The sequence below is a fragment of the Pseudooceanicola sp. DL12 genome (assembly GCF_056270665.1).
The window spans coordinates 1,220,416-1,238,878 of the sequence record NZ_CM149884.1 but is presented as its reverse complement, the minus strand read 5'-3'; the positions used below and the strand labels follow the sequence as shown (position 1 = coordinate 1,238,878).

At 68.4% G+C, this 18,463-nt stretch carries 16 protein-coding genes; 8 read left to right on the top strand and 8 right to left on the bottom strand.

Features of this window, described 5'->3' with window-relative positions; all coding sequences use genetic code 11:
- Positions 1-17 precede the first annotated feature (17 nt).
- The gene (locus tag AC0WR5_RS05755) at positions 18-1,100 is read left to right on the top strand and encodes an alkane 1-monooxygenase (RefSeq protein WP_475867597.1); all 1,083 of its coding nucleotides are present in this window, start codon (positions 18-20) and stop codon (positions 1,098-1,100) included.
- 57 nt (positions 1,101-1,157) lie between these two features.
- Positions 1,158-1,613 carry a hypothetical protein gene (locus tag AC0WR5_RS05750; RefSeq protein WP_475867596.1) on the top strand — a complete coding sequence of 152 codons (456 nt, stop codon included), beginning with the start codon at positions 1,158-1,160 and terminating at the stop codon, positions 1,611-1,613.
- A 4-nt stretch (positions 1,614-1,617) separates the two neighbouring features.
- Here AC0WR5_RS05750 and xseA read toward each other — a convergent pair whose 3' ends face one another.
- Both xseA and AC0WR5_RS05740 read right to left on the bottom strand, forming a co-directional pair.
- The gene (gene xseA, locus AC0WR5_RS05745; RefSeq protein ID WP_475867595.1) at positions 1,618-3,168 is read right to left on the bottom strand and encodes an exodeoxyribonuclease VII large subunit; all 1,551 of its coding nucleotides are present in this window, start codon (positions 3,166-3,168) and stop codon (positions 1,618-1,620) included.
- Positions 3,169-3,253: 85 nt separating this feature from the next.
- Positions 3,254-4,246: a hypothetical protein gene (locus AC0WR5_RS05740; RefSeq protein WP_475867594.1), complete on the bottom strand. Its 993-nt coding sequence runs from the start codon at positions 4,244-4,246 to the stop codon at positions 3,254-3,256.
- A gap of 318 nt (positions 4,247-4,564) precedes the next feature.
- Here AC0WR5_RS05740 and AC0WR5_RS05735 point away from each other — a divergent pair, with 318 nt between their 5' ends.
- The 4 genes from AC0WR5_RS05735 (at position 4,565) to AC0WR5_RS05720 (ending at position 9,777) form a co-directional block, all read left to right on the top strand.
- A complete protein-coding gene (locus AC0WR5_RS05735) occupies positions 4,565-5,896 on the top strand; it encodes a metal-dependent hydrolase family protein (protein WP_475867593.1) in 1,332 nt (443 codons plus the stop codon).
- 346 nt (positions 5,897-6,242) lie between these two features.
- Positions 6,243-7,631 carry a 30S ribosomal protein S6--L-glutamate ligase gene (gene rimK, locus AC0WR5_RS05730; RefSeq protein WP_475867592.1) on the top strand — a complete coding sequence of 463 codons (1,389 nt, stop codon included), beginning with the start codon at positions 6,243-6,245 and terminating at the stop codon, positions 7,629-7,631.
- Between the two features lie 110 nt (positions 7,632-7,741).
- Positions 7,742-9,007, top strand: coding sequence for a phosphoribosylamine--glycine ligase (gene purD, locus AC0WR5_RS05725; protein WP_475867591.1), 1,266 nt, complete (start codon positions 7,742-7,744; stop codon positions 9,005-9,007).
- Positions 9,008-9,138: 131 nt separating this feature from the next.
- Complete coding sequence (locus tag AC0WR5_RS05720; protein WP_475867590.1) at positions 9,139-9,777, top strand: hypothetical protein; 639 nt, start codon at positions 9,139-9,141, stop codon at positions 9,775-9,777.
- 19 nt (positions 9,778-9,796) lie between these two features.
- Here AC0WR5_RS05720 and AC0WR5_RS05715 read toward each other — a convergent pair whose 3' ends face one another.
- Complete coding sequence (locus tag AC0WR5_RS05715; RefSeq protein WP_475867589.1) at positions 9,797-10,594, bottom strand: FG-GAP repeat domain-containing protein; 798 nt, start codon at positions 10,592-10,594, stop codon at positions 9,797-9,799.
- A complete protein-coding gene (locus tag AC0WR5_RS05710) occupies positions 10,594-10,917 on the bottom strand; it encodes a 2Fe-2S iron-sulfur cluster-binding protein (protein WP_475867588.1) in 324 nt (107 codons plus the stop codon). Before AC0WR5_RS05710 ends, AC0WR5_RS05715 begins: the two co-directional genes overlap by 1 nt.
- Positions 10,918-11,257: 340 nt before the next feature.
- On the opposite strand from AC0WR5_RS05710, the gene AC0WR5_RS05705 reads away from it, so the two are divergent.
- Positions 11,258-11,632, top strand: a complete 375-nt coding sequence (locus AC0WR5_RS05705; protein ID WP_475868904.1) for an OB-fold nucleic acid binding domain-containing protein — start codon at positions 11,258-11,260, stop codon at positions 11,630-11,632.
- A 66-nt stretch (positions 11,633-11,698) separates the two neighbouring features.
- Positions 11,699-12,190, top strand: a complete 492-nt coding sequence (locus AC0WR5_RS05700; protein ID WP_475867587.1) for a peptidoglycan-binding domain-containing protein — start codon at positions 11,699-11,701, stop codon at positions 12,188-12,190.
- 153 nt (positions 12,191-12,343) lie between these two features.
- On the opposite strand, the gene AC0WR5_RS05695 is transcribed toward AC0WR5_RS05700, so the two are convergent.
- From AC0WR5_RS05695 to gor, 4 genes are all read right to left on the bottom strand, one after another.
- Positions 12,344-13,816: a Do family serine endopeptidase gene (locus AC0WR5_RS05695; protein WP_475867586.1), complete on the bottom strand. Its 1,473-nt coding sequence runs from the start codon at positions 13,814-13,816 to the stop codon at positions 12,344-12,346.
- Positions 13,817-14,406: 590 nt separating this feature from the next.
- Complete coding sequence (gene hflC / locus AC0WR5_RS05690) at positions 14,407-15,549, bottom strand: protease modulator HflC (protein WP_475867585.1); 1,143 nt, start codon at positions 15,547-15,549, stop codon at positions 14,407-14,409.
- A 14-nt stretch (positions 15,550-15,563) separates the two neighbouring features.
- Positions 15,564-16,763, bottom strand: coding sequence for an FtsH protease activity modulator HflK (gene hflK / locus AC0WR5_RS05685; protein WP_475867584.1), 1,200 nt, complete (start codon positions 16,761-16,763; stop codon positions 15,564-15,566).
- Between the two features lie 246 nt (positions 16,764-17,009).
- Positions 17,010-18,371 carry a glutathione-disulfide reductase gene (gor, locus tag AC0WR5_RS05680; RefSeq protein WP_475867583.1) on the bottom strand — a complete coding sequence of 454 codons (1,362 nt, stop codon included), beginning with the start codon at positions 18,369-18,371 and terminating at the stop codon, positions 17,010-17,012.
- Positions 18,372-18,463 lie beyond the last annotated feature (92 nt).

Here is an 18,463-nt window from a genome sequence, read left to right as displayed (position 1 = left end):
CCCGAGGAGTACCCCGCATGATCCGTTTCGCCATCGCCTCGCTGATCCCCGTGCCGCTGCTGATCGCGGCGAGCCTGCTCGGCGGCGGCTGGATCTGGCTGGTGTTTCTCTGGCTGACGGTGCTTGTCGCGGTGCTCGACCGGGTGTTGCCGCCGGACTGGCGCAATGCCGATCCGGAGGGCGATTTCGACCCCGGAGAGCGGCTCTCGGGTGCGCTCGGCGTGATCCACCTCTGTCTCGTCGTGCTGCTGCTCTGGTCGCTGCCGCGCCATCACGGCTGGGCGCTCTGGGCCATGGCCTCGGCCTATGGCGTCTGGTTCGGGCAGGTCGCCCATCCCAATGCGCACGAGCTGATCCACCGCCCGGCACGGCGCCTGCGGCGGCTGGGGCGGCTGACCTATGCCTCGGTCCTGTTCGGCCAGCACGCCAGCGCCCATCCCAAGGTGCACCACGTCTGGGTGGCCACGCCCCGCGATCCCAACAGCGCCCGCCCCGGCGAGGGGCTGTGGCGCTACCTGGGCCGGGCCTGGACGGGCTCCTTCGTCGAGGGCTACCGTGCCGAGGTGCGCGACCTGGCCCGCGCCGGGCGGCCAGCCTGGCGCAACCCCTACCTGGAATACCTCGCGGTCGGCCTCGGGGTCTGCCTGCTGGCACTGGCCCTGGGCGGGCTGCGGGGGCTGGTGATCTGGATGCTGGTCTGCGGCTTCGTGCAGCTGCAGATCCTGCAGGCCGATTACGTGCAGCACTACGGGTTGCAGCGCCGCCTGCGCCCGGATGGCCGCTATGAGCCCGCCGGCCCGCAGCACAGCTGGAACGCCCCGCAGGCCGCCAGTTCGGCGATGATGCTGAACGCACCGCGCCATTCCGATCACCACCTGCATCCCGGCCGCCTCTATCCGGCGCTGCAGCTCGACAGGGCAAGCATGCCGATCCTGCCGCGCTCGCTGCCGGTGATGGCAACGCTGGCGCTCTCGCCGCGGCTGTGGCGGCGGGTGATGGATCCGCATGTGGCCGACTGGCGCGCGCGGATCGACCGGGCCGATCCGCTGCCGCCCGCGGCGGCACCCGCGGCCGCCACGCAAGAAGTTGACCAGGATTGAGAGAATGCCGCAGGGTTTGCGGTTTGCGCAGGCCCGGCCATCTGCCATTGTCGCCCCATGATCACGCGCCTGCCCTCTTCCCCCGCCCTGTTCCTGACCCTCTGCCTGAGCGCCCTGCCGGTGGTGACCGCCCTGCCGGTGCGGGCACAGGAGGGCACGTCGGTGCCCGCGGCCAGCCCGATGACGGGGGCCGAGTTCGATGCCTTCTCGCGCGGCAAGACCTTCTACTATGGCACCAACGGCGCGGCCTACGGGGTGGAGGAATACCTGCCCGATCAGCGGGTGCGCTGGTCCTTCCTGGACGGCGACTGCCAGGACGGGCGGTGGTTCGAGGAGGCGGGCAACATCTGCTTCGTCTACGAGGGCACCCCGGATCCGCAGTGCTGGGCCTTCTACCTGCAGGACGGTCAGCTGACGGCCACCTTCCAGGGGGAAGGCAGCCAGACGGTGCTCTACCAGATCCAGGACGCCGATCAGCCGATGCAGTGCAAGGGCCCCGAGGTGGGCGTCTGATCCCTCAGAAGAGCGAGCCCTGACCGGCTTCCGGATCGGGTTTCGGATCGGGTTTCTTCGGCTTGGCAGCCGGTTTCGCGGCCTGCGGAGGCGTGTCCGGTGCCGGGGCTCCGGCGCCGACGGCCAGCTTGCCATCGGCGAATTCGAGGGTCAGCGCCCCGGCGGCAGCGGCGGCGTCGCGGTCGCGCAGGATCTTGCCGTTCTCGTCGTGCACAAGGGCGTAGCCGCGTTTCAGCGTGGCCTTGTAGCCGAGCGTCTCGTGCATGCGGTCGAGGGCCGCGAGCCGGTCGCGCAGGCGCGTCAGGTCGCGCTGCATCAGCTGCGGCGAGAGCCGGTCGGTGCGCCGGCCCAGCGCCTCGCCCCTTGCGGTGACAACGCGGGCCAGCGCGGGGGCCAGGCGCGCCGAGAGGCCATCCAGGCGACGGCGTTCGTCGGCCACCCGGCGGCTGAGCACGGCGGGGCGCAGGCTGCCGGCATGGCCGGAGAGGGCCATGCGGCGGCGCTGGACCAGGTCGTTGAGCGAGCGGGCGTGGCGATCCGAGAGATAGTCGAGCCGCTGGCGGGCGTTTTCGGTGAGCGTCTGCGGCCGCGGCAGGGCGCGGCCGAGGTCGCGCAGCCAGCGGCCGCGCTGTTCCAGCGCCGTGGTCTGCGAGCGGGTCAGCCGGGCGCCTTGTTCGGCGACCCAGGCCATCAGCTCGCCGCGCACGGGCACGGCCAGTTCGGCGGCGGCGGTGGGCGTGGGCGCGCGACGGTCGGAGACGAAATCGATCAGCGTGGTATCGGTCTCGTGGCCCACGGCAGAGATCAGCGGGATCTGCGAGGCAGCGGCGGCACGGGCCACGATCTCCTCGTTGAAGCCCCAGAGATCCTCGAGCGAACCGCCGCCCCGGGCGACGATGATCAGGTCGGGGCGGGGCAGCGCGCCGCCGGGGGTCATGGCATTGAAGCCGGCGATGCCGCGGGCGACCTCGGCGGCACAGTTGCGGCCCTGCACGGCGGCTGGCCAGATCAGCACCTTGCGCGGGAAGCGATCGCGCAGGCGATGCAGGATGTCGCGGATCACGGCGCCCGAGGGCGAGGTGACCACGCCGATGACCTCTGGCAGGAAGGGCAGCGGCTTTTTCCGCTCGGCGGCAAAGAGCCCCTCGGCGGCGAGCATCTGCTTGCGCTTTTCCAGCATGGCCATCAGGGCGCCCATGCCGGCGGGGGTCATGTCCTCGATGATGAGCTGGTATTTCGACTGCCCGGGATAGGTGGTGAGCCGCCCGGTGGCGATCACCTCGAGCCCCTCTTCGGCCCGGGTCTCGATACGCGCGGCAACGCCCTTCCACATCACCGCGTCGATGGCGGCGCTGTCGTCCTTCAGCGTCATGTAGACATGGCCCGAGCGCGGCAGCGACACGCGGCCGATCTCGCCGCGCACGCGCACGTGGCTGAAATTGCCCTCGATGGTCTTTTTCACCGCGCCGGAAATCTCCGAGACGGTGAATTCCGGTGCGTTGCCCTTGCCGCCATCCTTGCCGGCGTCCGGCGCGTCATCCTCGAACAGGTCCACGTCTGCCCCCTCTGGTCTTTCGGCCCAGCATAAACGGCGGGGCCACGGGCCTCCAGTGGGAAACCGGGGGGCCGGCGGGCCGGGGCTACTCCATGCCGATGGTGCCGAAGGTGTTCGAGACCCAGCGCATCCGCGCCACACAGCCCGCCCCCAGGTCCATCGAGACGCAGGAGGCCTCGTCCAGACCCAGCAGGATGTCGCCGGGCCTGTCCGGCGCAGGGCGCAGTGACGCGGCATAGAGGATCAGCGGATCGGGGTTTTCCCGGGTCAGGATGTCGACCCGGCACATCTCTCCGGCACAGGCGGGCGGGGTCTGACCCGCGAAGAGGCCGGAGGTGCAGGACAGGGTATCATAGGTCACAAGCAGCTCTTCCTGACCATCGCCGGTCACGTCCAGCATCCGGTAATCCTCTGGCCCAACGGTGAAATCGCCCCCGGCGCAATGTGTCCGGAACAGTTCCTGCGCCCGGGCCGCCAGGGCCGGGTCGATCTCGGCGGGGGGCGTCGCGCCCTCTGCCGGCGCGGCGGGGGCCGGCGCTGCCGGAACGGTGGCGGCGGTGTCCGTGCCTGCGGCCTGACGTTCACCGCAATAGCCCAGCAGCCGGGTCATCCCCTCGGACAGGCCGGTGCCGTGAATCGAGAAGGTCTTTGCCCCCTGCTGCGGTTTCAGCACCACCTCGGCCCCGCCGGCAGCGGCGCTGAGGATATCGCTGTTTTCCTTGAGGTCGGCAAACCAGCCGGTGCCGCCCATGACATCGAAGTAGAAGGGCGGCGCGGCGATATTCCGGCCCATGCCGAAGGCGCCGACCGTCTGCGGGTCCGGCACGTCGAGGCCATAGGGGCCCATCAGCACCTCGCTGACCACGAGGTTGACGTGGCCCGGCGCGGTAAAGATCAGCTCTTCCCAGAGGCCCGCCTCGTCATTCAGAACCTCGCCGCAGTAAAAGGCCAGCCGCTCGTCGTGGCGCACCAGCTGGGCGGAGCGATAGCGGCCCGGGTCCTCGTAGGTCTGATAGCTCCACTCCTGTGCAGCGGCGCCCTGCCCCGCAAGGGTGACCCCGCCCGCAAGTGCCAGCATCAGGGCAGCGGACAGCGACGGCAAGGAAAGGCTGGGGGACGGACTGGAGGACGGGCGCATGGGCTCTCCGCTCGGGAAAGGGATTTACGTATCAATACGTAGAGCCTTGCACCCCGCGCTGTGCCCGGCAAGCCCGCGCAACCGTTACGGGTGGGAATGAGCGTCGATCCGCAGGCCATCCCCGTCGAGAGGCCTTGGCGGAAGAACATGCCGATCAGCGGGGCGTTGACGCGATGTTTTTACAATCCCGCCATTGCAACGCCCCCCCAAAAAAAGGTGTGCTGAATTACAATACGCACCCTAAAGGGGGTACTTGAAATGACTTTCATACGGACATTCGCCGCGGCCTCGGCCCTGTGCCTGGCGAGTTCTGCCGCCTTTGCCCAGGACGGTCCGATCCTCATCACCCATGTCAACGTGTTTGACGGGGTCAACGAGGCGCTGATCGAGGACGCCAACGTGGTGATCAACGGCAAGCTGATCTCCGAGATCTCCAGGGAGGATCTGGCCGTTGCCGGTGGCCGCGTGATCGACGGCACGGGCCTGACGATGATCCCCGGCCTGATCGACGTTCACTGGCACACCTCATATTGCTGCTCGGCGCAGAGCACCGTCGTGACGGGCGACATCCTCGAAATCGCCATCCGGGGCGCGATGGGATCGGAAGAGACCCTGATGCGGGGCTTTACCAGTGTCCGCGACGTGGGCGGAAATCCCTTTGCCACCAAGAAGATGATCGACGCCGGCGAACTGGTGGGGCCGCGCATCATCGCCGCCGGGCCGCCGATCAGCCAGACCGGCGGGCATTTCGACTATGGCTCCTATCAGGACGTCCCCTCGAACCCGGGCGACTCGCTCTGGTACTGGAACCGCGTCGGGCTGATGCTGACGGCGGATGGCGTGCCCGAGGTGACGCTGCGCGCCCGCGAGGTGATGCGCATGGGCGGGACCTTCCTGAAGATCTCCGGCGGTGGCGGGGTTTCCTCGGTCTATGATCCGCTGGACGTCAGCCAGTACACGATGCCGGAACTGAAGGCCTTCGTGGAGGTCGCCGAAACCTACAACACCTATGTGGCCTCTCACATCTTCACCGATGCGGCGGCCCAGATGGCGATCGAGGCCGGCGTCAAGACGATCGAGCATGGCAACCTGCTCTCTCGCGAAACCCTGCAGATGATGAAGGACAATGACGTCTGGCTGTCGGTGCAGCCGATCCTGAACGACGAGGATGCCTTTTCGTTCAACGATCCGGTCAGCACGCAGAAATTCATCGACGTGACGGACGGCACCACGAAATCCATCGAGATCGCCAGGGAGATCGGCGTGAAGATGGCCTTTGGCACCGACATGCTCTTCGACGCCGAACTGGCCCGGAAGCAGAACGCCTTCCTGGCCAAGATGGAGCGGTGGTTCAGCCCATACGAGGTGCTGAAGATGGCGACCTCGACCAATGCCGAGGTGCTGGCGCTGTCCGGCCCGCGCCTGCCCTATCGCGAGGGACGGCCGGGCGTGCTGGAACCGGGCGCCTATGCCGACCTGGTGCTGGTGCAGGGCAATCCGCTGGAGGACCTGTCGCTGATCTCGGATCCGGAGACCAATTTCGTGCTGATCATGAAGGACGGCGAGATCTACAAGAACTGGCTGGAATAGGCCGGCCCCGAACAGGGTTCAGGACGGTGGACGTCAGACCGGCCAGCTGCCCCGCTGGCCGGTCTTTTGCTTTCCTGCGCCGCCATTCCGTTTCCCCGCGGCAACACCGGTCCGGCGCGTGCCCGATGAATGCGCAGGTCGGATGCAAAACCGGGCGCCAAGCGGCAGAGCGCCGCCCCGCCGGTGGCCGCTTTTGCCGATTGCCCCGGCGCCCTCGCGGCCCTAAGGGCTGCTTGTTACACTGCCCGGATAGAGACGGCCGCGACGAGAACGTCGCCGGCCCCGCCGCCGCGGCGGAGATCCGCATGCGACAACACCGTGCAAGGGCACGGAAAAGGACGAAAGAATGCCCCAATTCACCCTCGGCTGGGAAGAATGGCTGAGCCTGCCGGAGCTTGGCCTGCCCGCGATTCGCGCCAAGGTCGACACCGGCGCCAAGACCTCGGCGCTGCACGCCTTTGCCATCGAGCCCTTTGGCTCTGACGACAAGCCGATGGTGCGCTTTGCCATCCATCCCGACCCGCATGACGACGCGCTGGAGATCATCTGCTCGGCGCCGCTGAAGGACCGCCGCGAGGTGACCTCCTCGAACGGCGAGACCGAGCTGCGCTTCGTCATCGGCACCACGGTCGAGATGGGCGGCAAGAGCTGGCCCATCGAGGTGACGCTGACCGACCGCGGCAGCATGGCCTATCGCATGCTGCTGGGCCGCAGCGCGATCTCCGAGGACATGATCGTGAGCCCGAGCCAGAGCTTCCAGCAGCCCGAGCTCTCCTATGACGCCTATCGCGACACGCCGCGGCTGAAGCAGCACCGCCGGGCGCTGCGGCTGGCCGTGCTGACGCGCGAGCCCGACAATTACTCCACCCGCCGGCTGATCGAGGCCGCCGAGGCGCGCGGCCACACCATGGAGGTGATCGACACCACCCGCTGCTACATGAGCATCCGCGCCATGGGCGGCGAGGTGCATTACGACGGCCGCCGCCTGCCCCATTACGACGCGGTGATCCCGCGCATCGGCGCCTCTGTCACCAATTACGGCACCGCCGTGGTGCGCCAGTTCGAGAGCCTGGGCACCTATTGCCTGACCGGGTCCGAGGGCATCACCATGTCGCGCGACAAGCTGCATGCGCACCAGATCCTGGCGCGCAACCGCATCGGCATGCCCACCACCGCCTTTGCCCGCAGCCCCAAGGACAGCGGCAACGTCATCGCGCTGGTGGGCGGCGCGCCGCTGGTGCTGAAGCTGCTGGAGAGCACCCAGGGCAAGGGCGTGGTGCTGGCCGAGACGAAGAAGGCCGCCGAGAGCGTGATCTCGGCCTTCCGCGGGCTGAAGGCCGATTTCCTTGTGCAGAGCTTCGTCAAGGAGGCCGCGGGCGAGGACATCCGCTGTTTCGTGGTGGGCGGCAAGGTGGTGGCCGCGATGCGCCGCCGCGGCGCACCCGATGATTTCCGCTCGAACCTGCACCAGGGCGGCACGGCCGAGGCGGTCCGCATCAGCCGCGCCGAGCGCGACACCGCCCTGCGCGCGGCGCGGGCGATGAAGATGGACGTGGCCGGCGTGGACCTGCTGCGCGGTGACGATGGGCCAAAGGTGCTGGAGGTGAACTCCTCGCCGGGGCTGGAAGGCATCGAGCGCACCACCGGCAAGGACATCGCGGCGCTGATCATGGCCCATATCGAGGCCAAGGTGGCGCCCCGGCCGCGCCGGGTGAGACCCCGCAAGAGCGCCTGAAACCGGCGCGTTTCCCGCCACGAAACCTGCCCGCCGGCTTTGCACGCTGGACGGGCGGCCCGGGCGCCGTTAAACCCCGCCGGAACGGCAGCAGGCACCTGAGGGGCATCATGAACATTCTCATTCTCGGCGGCGGCGGGCGCGAACATTCCCTGGCCTGGGCGGCCATGCAGAACCCGAAATGCGACAAGCTGATCGTCGCGCCGGGCAACGCGGGCATCGCCCAGATCGCCGAATGCGCACAGGTCGACATCGAGGACGGTGCCGCGGTGGTGGCCTTCGTCGAGGAGAACAGCATCGACTTCGTGATCATCGGCCCCGAGGCGCCCCTGGCTGCCGGCGTGGCCGATGCCCTGCGCTCGGCCGGCATCCTGACCTTCGGGCCCAGCCAGGCGGCGGCCCAGCTGGAAGCCTCCAAGGGCTTCACCAAGGCGATCTGTGACGCAGCCGGCGCCCCGACGGCGGCCTATGCGAAATTCGACGAGCCGGAGGCCGCGAAGGCCTATATCCGCGCCCAGGGCGCGCCGATCGTGGTCAAGGCCGACGGCCTTGCCGCGGGCAAGGGCGTGATCGTGGCGATGACCGAGGCCGAGGCGCTGGACGCCATCGACGACATGTTCGGCGGCGAGTTCGGCGCCGCGGGTGCCGAGGTGGTGATCGAGGAGTTCATGGAGGGCGAAGAGGCCTCCTATTTCATCCTCTGCGACGGCGAGGATGCCCTGCCCATCGGCACCGCCCAGGACCACAAGCGCGCCTTTGACGGCGACGAGGGCCCCAACACCGGCGGCATGGGCGCCTATTCCCCCGCCCCGGTGCTGACCGACGCCATTGCCGAACGCGCCATGGAAGAGATCATCCGCCCCACCCTGCACGAGATGGTGAAGCGCGGCATGCCCTATCAGGGCGTCCTTTACGCCGGTTTCATGATCAAGGACGGCCAGGCGCGGCTGGTGGAATACAACTGCCGCTTCGGCGATCCGGAATGCCAGGTTCTGATGCTGCGGCTGGGCGCCCAGGCGCTCGACCTGATGCATGCCGCCGCCGAGGGGCGCCTGTCGGAGGCGCGGGTGAACTGGGCCGACGACCACGCCATGACCGTGGTGGTGGCGGCCAGGGGATACCCCGGCAACTACGAGAAGGGCACCGTGATCGGTGGCCTCGACGCCCTGCCGGAAACCGCGACGCAGATGTGCTTTCACGCCGGCACCAGGGCCGAGGGCGGCAAGATCCTGGCCAATGGCGGGCGGGTGCTGAACCTGACCGCGCGCGGCGAAACCCTGCAGCAGGCCCGCGACCGCGCCTATGCCATGGCCGAGGCGCTCGACTGGCCCGAGGGCTTCTGCCGCAGCGACATCGGCTGGCGCATCCTGGGCTGACGCCGCGAAGAGGCCTGTTTCCAAAGGGAAAGGCCTCTTCAACATGCACAGATCGGTGGAGTGTCGCGCAACCATAGGGCGACACGCAAGTTTGCTTGCACCAAAGACGGCTTTCCGTAACCTGCGGCGCAATGACACGCGCGCTCCCGATCCCAGACGTCACCTATACCTTTCGTCCGGCGCGCCTGCGGCGGGCCCAGAAATGGACGCTGTCCGCGGACAGCATCACCGGCCCCGGCGGGACAATTGCCCTGCGCGACGTGCGCGAGACCGCGCTGATCCAGCTGCGTACCGGCGGGCTGAAGATCATGCGTTTCGACGTGATGACCGACAGCGAGGCCGCACGGCTGCAGGTGACCATGTCGACATCCGGCAGCGCCCCGCCGGATGCGGACCAGGGGCAGTTCTTCGGCCTGATCTCGGCGCTCTCGGCGCGGCTGGCAGAGCTGCGCCCCGAGCTGACCTATCGCATGGAGGAGGCCGGGCCGCGGCGCACGCGGCTCTTTGCGCTGGGGGTTGTGGTACTCTGCATCGGGATCCTGCTGACGGGGCTGTCCTTCCTGACCTACTACGACCGGCTGCCCCTGCTGCTGATGCTGTTGCCCTTCCTGGCCGCCACGAAGATCTTTGGCGCGGTGCTGACCTGGCGGTTCTGGCCGCTGCGGCGGCTGGAGGCCTTTCCCATCATCACCCTGCCCTTCCTGATCTGGACCATGGGCGGCCCCCGCCCGGAAGGCATCCACCCGGACCAGGTGCCGCCGATGTCGTGATTCCCCGGCAGGGGTCTCTTCAGCAGGGGGCGCCGGCCGGAGAGAGGCTCTCGGGGCCGGCATAGGCGCCCAGGTCGCGGCGACTGATCTCTCCGTCGGGCGCAAGGCGCAGGGCGATCACCCGACGCCAGGCACCATCGGCGGCGATCACCTCGGGCGGCTGGCCCGGGCAGCGGCGGATGCCGCCGGGTATGTGATCCCAGCCGATCTGGTGATTGGTGACATCGGGCGCGCTGGCCACCGGCGTCAGGTTGCCCCCGGCATAGCGCCAGATCTGCAGGGTCTTTGCCAGGTGCGGCCGATCGACATAGGCCAGCTCTGCCCGGCCGTCGCCATCGAGGTCGGCCGCCCCGAGCGGCGCCAGCCAGCGATGCGCCCGGCCGATGTGCGGGGTGGCGGCGATGCGGCCCTCGGGGCCCCAGACGGCGAGGCGGGCGCCGCGGGTCAGGCTGCTTTCCACCACGATCACCTCGGGGGCGCCGTCACCATCGAGATCGGCCAGCCGCGGGGCGATATCCTCGAAGACCAGGCTCTCGGGCAGGCGGAACTGCCGGGTCAGCCCGCTGTCGAGGGTCAGCGACAGGGTGCCGTATTCCACCGCATCGCCAAGGATGCCGTGGTCATAGCGGGTGGTGGGATCGGTATAGGCGGCGTGGTCGATCCGCTCGGCGGCCGTGGCCGTCAGCGGCGCGACGCAGGCCGCCAGCATCAGCGCCAGGGCGCGCAGCCCCGGGCGGATGCCGCGGCAGGCGGGGCCGGACGCCGGGCGCAGGGCCAGAGGCCGCAGCTGCCCGGGTCCTGCCCCGCCCCGGCGCATCAGATCTGCTTTTCGGGCAGCTGCACGACCAGGCCGTCGAGCGCATCGGTGACCTTGATCTGGCAGGTCAGGCGCGAGCGCACGGGATCGGGCTCGTAGGCGAAGTCGAGCATATCCTCTTCCATGTCGTCCTTGGCGGGCAGTTTCTCGACCCAGTCGGGGGCCACGTAGACGTGGCAGGTGGAGCAGGCGCAGGCGCCGCCGCAGTCGGCCTCGATCCCGGGAATGCCGTTGTCGCGCGCGCCTTCCATCACGGTCAGTCCGTTGGGCACGTCGACGACATGTTCCTTGCCGCCGAACTCGATGTAGGTGATCTTGGCCATGAGCTTCTCATTCATCCTGCAGTATTTCTCGGGCGCTACCTATATCCCCGCCCGCCGCCGTTCCAGCCCCTTTTGGCCGGAGCGCCTTGCAGGCTTGCGAAACCCGACGTATGTTCTATCTTTGTTCTCATCATGTTTCGCTTGTCCGTGGAGAATGCCCATGAAAGTGGCCCTTGCCTCTGCCGGCGCCTCTGCCGGTGCCTCTGCCGGCGCCGATGGCGCCACCGCTCCGCACAGGCTTCCCGGCGCCCGGGGGCCGGAAGAGACTCGCCCCCCCGGCTGGGATCAGGCGCGCTATGACCGGGCGCCGCCCCATGTCTGGCCGCGTCCGCCCGCCAGCCTGCCCGCCTGCCTGATCCTGCGCCCGCCCGAGGGCGCGCGGGTGACCGTCTCCGGGCTGGTCATCCTGCGCCAGCGTCCGGGCACCGCCAAGGGCGTGGTCTTCCTGACGCTGGAGGACGAGACCGGGGTGGTGAACGTGATCGTCTGGCGCGACCGGTTCAAGCAGTTCCGCCGCGCGGTGATCTCGGGGCGGATGCTGCGGATCACCGGGCGGGTGCAGCGCGCCCATGGCGTGGCCCATGTGATCGCCGAACAGGTCGAGGACATCTCCGGGCTGCTCGACACGCTGCTGCAGCCCGCGCCGGCGATACAGCCGGGACCGGCGGAACGGGCGGCACCGGCGGAACGGGCGGCACCGCGCGCAGATCCGTGATCGCGGCCGGCTTTCAACAGCCCGGCCCAGGGCCTAGACTGGCGCCGAAACTGCCAGAGGAATGCCATGCAGCCGCCCCGGATCCGCCCCGCCCTGATCGCCCTGCTGCTGCCGCTGGCGGCGGCGGGCTGTACCGTCACCCCCGACCTGCCGCCCTTTCCGGCGATAGGCCCCGACAGCGTCACCACCCTCGCCCTGAGCGAACCCGCCGCGACAGAGGGCCTCTGCTGGGCCGACGACAAGGTGCCGGCGGAAGCCGCGCCCCGTGGCCAGGGCGCGCTCTTTGCACCGCTGCCGAAGGGCACCGAGGCCGGGGCGCCGCTCTGGTTCCGGGTGCCCTGCCCCGCGGACGAAGTCGAGGATTTCACCGCCGCGCTGCAACGGGCGCTGAAGGCGCGCGGCTATTACGGCGGGCCGGTCGACGGCCGCGGCGGCCCCGGCACCGAGGCCGCGGTGCGCGCCTACCAGGCGCCGCTCGGGCTCGACAGCGGCACGCTCTCGCTGGCCGCGGCGCGCAGCCTGGGCCTCGCCCCCATCGACCGCCCGACCGGGGACTGACCCGGCCACCGGGCCCCAGGGACACCGGGTCTCAAAGACACTGGGCCCCAAGGACACTGGATAACGCACACGAAAAAGGGGGCGCCCCGCACGGGACGCCCCCCTTTTTCATCGGGCCTGCTGTCCCGGCCGGGGCCGGGACAGGCGGGTGCCTCAGTTGCTGCTGTCGAGCGGCAGGGCCACGAAGCGGGGATCGCCACCGCGACGCACCAGAAGCAGGACCGACTTGCGACCGGCATCGGCGGCGTCGGAGACGCGCTCCTGCAGCTCGGCAATGGTCGTCACCTTCTCCTGGTTGGCGTCGGTGATCAGGTCACCGGCACGAACACCCTTTTCATAGGCGTCGGACATCTCGTCGACATCGGTCACCACGACACCGGTGACATCATCGCCCAGGTCAAGCTCGCCGCGCAGGTCCGGGGTCAGCTCGCTGACGGACATGCCCATCAGGTCGAGGGTTTCCGGCTCTGCAGGCATGTCCTGCGTCTGGGCGGCGGGCACGGCTTCGGCGTTCTCGCGACGGCCAAGGGTGACCTTCAGCGTTTCTTCCGTGCCATTGCGCCAGACCACCACGCGGACGGTCTTGCCCACGGCAGAGTTGCCGACCTGACGGACCAGTTCGCGGGTATCGGTGACATCGACACCGTCGAAGGAGGTGATCACGTCGCCTGCTTCCATGCCGGCATCCTTGGCGGGGCCGTCGGGCACATCGGTGACCATGGCGCCCTTGGCGTCCTGCAGGCCCATGGCCTCGGCCATGTCGTCGGTGACGTCCTGGATGCGGACACCCAGCCAGCCGCGGCGGGTCTCGCCGTATTCCTTCAGCTGGTCGACCACGTTCTTGACCACGTTCGATGCCATCGAGAAGCCGATGCCGATCGAGCCGCCGTTGGGCGACAGGATGGCGGTGTTCACGCCGATCACCTCGCCGTCCATGTTGAACAGCGGACCACCGGAGTTGCCGCGGTTGATGGCGGCGTCGGTCTGGATGTAGTCGTCGTAGGTGCCGGAGAGCGCACGGTTGCGGGCGGAAACGATACCGGCCGAAACGGAGAAGCCCTGACCCAGCGGGTTGCCCATGGCAACCACCCATTCGCCGACGCGGGCGGTGTCGCTGTCACCGAAGGTGACGAAGGGCAGCGGCTCGTCGGTGTCGACTTTCAGAAGGGCGATGTCGGTGTTGGGGTCGGTGCCCACCAGGGTGGCATCTTCGGTGTGACCGTCGAAAAACTCGATCTGGATCTCGTCGGCGTTCTCGATCACGTGGTTGTTGGTGACGATATAGCCGTCCTCGGAGATGACGAAACCGGAGCCGAGCGCCTGGCTGCGACGCGGACGGGCTTCACCGCCGTTGCCGTTGCGGTCCTGGAACTCGCGGAAGAAATCCTCGAAGGGCGAGCCTTCGGGCACCATGGGCGCGTCCTCGGCGCTGGCCGTGACGGTGGTCGAGGTGGTGATGTTGACGACCGAGGGGCTGATCTTGTCAGCCAGGTCGGCGAAACTGTCGGGCAGCGCGCGGGCCGAGATCGCCTGCGCCATCAGCAGCATCACGGTCACCGCAGCGAGGGCGGCAGCCTTGAGGCCTGAGGGCGTCTGGGATCGCAGGACCATTGCCTGTCTGTTCATTCCCAAGTCTCCTTCCTTTTGAAGATTCATATATCTGCCCATGGAGGTGCCAGCGGAGGCGGACAGAGCGTGTCTTTGTTTTCTAATGTAGAGGGAACCCGCCGCAACACAAAGCCTATCGCGCAGCGTCAACAGGACGTGATGCCCCTGTGAGAGACTTCCTGCCGACCCGACCGCACCGTGATAGCCAGCCCCCGCGGCGCCAGCCTTCCAGCAAAGCCCTTATTTTTCGTAAATTCCCGCGCAAACCCCTTGCCGCTGCGCCGTTCTCCGCCTCCGGTCCGGGCAGAAGGCCGCCGATCCGCCCCGCCGGGGGGCTTGCCAGACCGCCCCACGGCCGATCACCGCGCCGTTCCCCGGCCGGATGCAGGGCACTCGCTGCCCGGGCCGGCCGCGCCGCCCCTGCACGGGAATTGCCCAGGAATTGTACAGGGATTGCGCAGGGATTGGCCCGCGATTGGCCCGCGATTGCCCGGCGGGCGGGGCCATCGGCGCCGATTTTGCCGCCCTCGCAGGCGCGCTGCCCCTTTCCAAATGCAAGAGGGCCGGCCCGCAGGCCAGCCCTCCGCTGTCTTTCCCTGGCGCAGGGGTCACTGGGTGACCGTCTCCGCATCAGAGCCCGCGTCGGCGTCCGGGTCCGTACCGGTATCGGTTTCGGTATCTTCCCCGGTCGTTGCCTGCTGCTCTTCGGCCTGGATCTCTTCCACGGTGGCCTCGTCGGAGGGCATCAGGGAGGCCCCGGCCACACCGCTGCGCGGATCCTCGTCGAGGTCGGGCACGGTGGCCCCCGCCGCGGCGGCCGCGGCCTCCTCATCGGCTTCCTCGGCGGCTACGGCGGCCGGATCGAAGGGCGCCGGCTGCGCATCGTCGGGGTTGTTGCCCCGCAGGTAGGTGAAGAACTCGCTGTCGGGCGAGATCACCATCGAGGAATTGCTGCCGTCGAGCGCGTTGCGGTAGGCGTCCAGCGACCGATAGAAGTCGAAGAACTCCGGATCGGCGCCATAGGCCGAGGCAAAGACCGAGTTCCGGCGGGCATCGGCCTCGCCGCGGATGATGTCGCTGTCGCGCTGTGCGCTCGACACCGTCTCGACCCGCGAACGGTCGGCTTCGGCCCGGATCTCCTGGGCCCGTTCGTTACCGCGGGCGATCTGGTCGGCTGCCTCGCGTTCCCGCTCGGCCCGCATCCGGGCAAAGGTCGCCTCGAGGTTCTCGGAGGGCAGGTCGGTGCGCTTCAGGCGCACGTCGATGACCTCGAGCCCGAGCCCCAGGGCCTCGTCGTAGGCGCCTTCGCGGATCCGCTCCATCAGGGCGGCACGGTCGCTCGACAGGATCTCGTTCGAGGTGACCGAGCCCAGCACTTCGCGGGTCTGCGAGCGCAGGATCGAGTCGAGCCGGCTCTCGGCGGCGACGATCCCGCCGGTGCCGTTGGCCTGGCGGAACTGCCGCACGTCGGCAATGCGATAGCGGGCAAAGGCGTCGACCACCAGGCGGCGGTCATCCAGCGGCGTGACTTCCAGCGGGTCGATGTCGCGCGACAGGATGCGGTCGTCGTATTTCACGACTTCCTGGATCAACGGGATCTTGAAGGCGAGACCGGGCTCCTCCTTCACGTCGACCACGCGGCCGAACTGCAGCACGAGAGCCTTTTCCCGTTCGTCCACGATGAAGATCGAGCTGAGCCCGATCAGCACGACGACGACGACGGCAGCGATGGCGATATATGCTTTTTTCATCTCTGTCGTCTCCCTCAGTTGCCCTGCGCCGACGTGCCGCCGGAGCTGCCCGTCGTGGTGGTGCCGGACTGCAGCTGGTTCAGCGGCAGATAGGGCATGACGCCGTTGGCCGAGGCCTTGTCGTCTATGACGACCTTGTTCACGCCGCTCAGCACGTCTTCCATCGCCTCGATGTACAGACGCTTGCGGGTGACCTCGGGGGCCTTGCGGTATTCGTCGAGAACGGCGGTAAAGCGGCTGGCCTCACCCTCGGCCTCGTTGACCACCTGCGCCCGATAGCCCTCGGCCTCCTGGCGCATCTGCGCCGCCTGGCCACGGGCCTCGGCGGTGATCCGGTTGGCATAGGCATCTGCCTGGTTGGTCAGCCGTTCGCGTTCCTGCTCGGCGGCCTGCACCTCGCGGAAGGCATCGATCACCTCCTCTGGCGGGTCGGCCTTGTCAAAGTTCACGCGCACCACGTTCATGCCGGAATTGTAGCTGTCGAGGGTCGACTGGATCATGTCCTGCAGGCGGGCGGCGATGATGCCGCGGTCGCGGTTCAGGATCGGCGCCAGCTCGGACTGCGCGATGATCTCGCGCATGGCCGATTCCGAAACGGCCGAAATGGTCATCTGCGGATCGCGCAGGTTGAACAGGAATTCCGCTGGGTCATCGACGTTCCAGACCACCTGGTAATCCACGTCCACGATGTTCTCGTCGCCGGTCAGCATCAGCCCGGCATCGCTGCCGCGCCCGCCGGTGCCCAGGTCGACGGTCCGTTCGCGGGTGGTCGAGATCACCTCGTGGGTGACCAGCGGCCAGGGGGCAAAGTTCAGGCCCGGCTCGCCGGTCTTGTAATACTTGCCCAAAAACAGCTCGACCGACTTCTCGTCGGGCTTCACGGTATAGAAGCTCGCCGCCAGCCACAGGCCGAAGAGGACGATCAGCCCGATGATCACGCTGGAGCGCGTCAGCAGCGGGTTGCGCCCACCGCCGCCGCCGGAACCACCGCCGGTGCCGGGCTTGCGCGGCGCGCCGGCCTTGCCCCCCATGAGAACACGCAGCTGGTCCTGGCCCTTGCGCACGAGGTCTTCGATATCCGGGATCGCCGGCTTGTCGTCCCGGCCACCGTTGTTGCCGGGCGGGCGATTGTCGCCGCCGTTGTTGTCCGGAGGCGTCTGTCGGCCTCCGCCGGAACCGCCGCCCCCCCAAGGGCCGCCACTATTTCCAGCCATGTTCTCCCCTTCCTTAGGTCTGTCCTGCCTATAGCTGTGCAGGCAATGCCGGCAATTCAACCTTTTTCGACACTTGGCGGTTGAATGACCAGAACTTTCAGTCTGTTGCCCGGCGCAACCGGCCCATTTCAAGGGGGCCACCCGTTTCGGGCGGCCCGGCCCGTTTGCCAGAGGCGCCGCCCGCAGGTCTGCGGCGGCGCCTCGAAGATCCTGCCCTGCCCACGCTCCGCGGCGCGGCAGCAGGGGTCAGCTGCTGCGTACCGGGGTGCGCATGGTCACCATTTCCTCGGCGGCCGTCGGGTGAACCGCCACGGTGCGGTCAAAGTCTTCCTTGGTGGCCCCCATCTTTACGGCGATGCCGGCCATCTGGATCATTTCGCCGGCGGCCGGGCCCACGATGTGGCAGCCAAGCACCTTGCGCGTCGCCTTCGACACGATCAGCTTCATCAGGATCTTCTGCGCCGCCCCGCCGGCAAAGCTCTGCTGCATCGGCTTGAAGGAGGTGGCATAGACCTCCACCGGCTCCTGCGCCATGGCCTCTTCCTCGCTCAGCCCGATGGTGCCCATCTCCGGCTGGGTAAAGATCGCCGTGGGGATCAGCTCGTGATCCGGCTTGGTCGGGTTGCCCTTGAAGACGGTCTCGACAAAGGCCATGCCCTCGCGGATCGCCACCGGGGTCAGCTGCACCCGGTCGGTCACGTCGCCGATGGCATAGATCGAGGGCACGGCGGTCTGGCTGTAATCGTCCACCACCACGGCACCGTTGTCCTTCAGCTCGACGCCCAGCGCCTCGAGGCCCAGGCCATCGGTGTTGGGCTTGCGGCCGGTGGCAAAGATCACCGCGTCGAAGGTGACGGTGTCGCCCTTCGTCGTCGTCACGCGGACCTTGTCGCCGTCCTTCGCAAGCTGCGTCACGTCGGTCTGCACCTGCAGGTCGATGCCCGCGGCACGCATCTCGTCGGCGATCAGGTTGCGGGCCTCGTCGTCGAAGCCGCGCAGCACCTGCGGCCCGCGGTAATATTGCGTCACCTTGCTGCCGAGGCCGTTCAGGATGCAGGCAAACTCGCAGCCGATATAGCCGCCGCCCACGAGGAGCACGTTCTCCGGCAGCTTCTCCATGTGGAAGATGTCGTCGGAGACGAGGCCCAGCTCGGCGCCGGGGATCTCGGGACGTACCGGGCGGCCGCCGGTGGCCACCAGGATGTGCTTGGCGGTCTTCTCGCTGCCATCGGCCAGCAGCACGGTATGGGCGTCCTTGACGGTGGCGCGCTGAGAGAACTTCTCCACGCCCGAGCCGTCGAGCAGACGGTTGTAGACGCCCTCCAGGCGGTCCAGCTCGGCGTTCAGCTTGGCATCGAAGGCATCCCAGTTGAAATTCTCGATCTTCGCGTCCCAGCCATAGGCCGCGGCCTCCTCGGCCACCCTGCCATAGCCGCTGGCAAAGACCATCAGCTTCTTGGGCACGCAGCCCCGGATCACGCAGGTGCCGCCATAGCGGCTCTCCTCGGCAATGGCGACCTTTGCGCCCGTCTCACCGGCCGCCACGCGCGCGGCCCGGACACCGCCGGAACCGGCACCGATCACGAAAAGGTCATAGTCGAAGCTCATGGAAGGGATCCTCTGCTGCTCTGTCAGGCGCCGGGGGAGACGACGCCGATTGGGGATGCGGGCAGGGCCGCGAGGGGCCCCGCGCGTTTGCG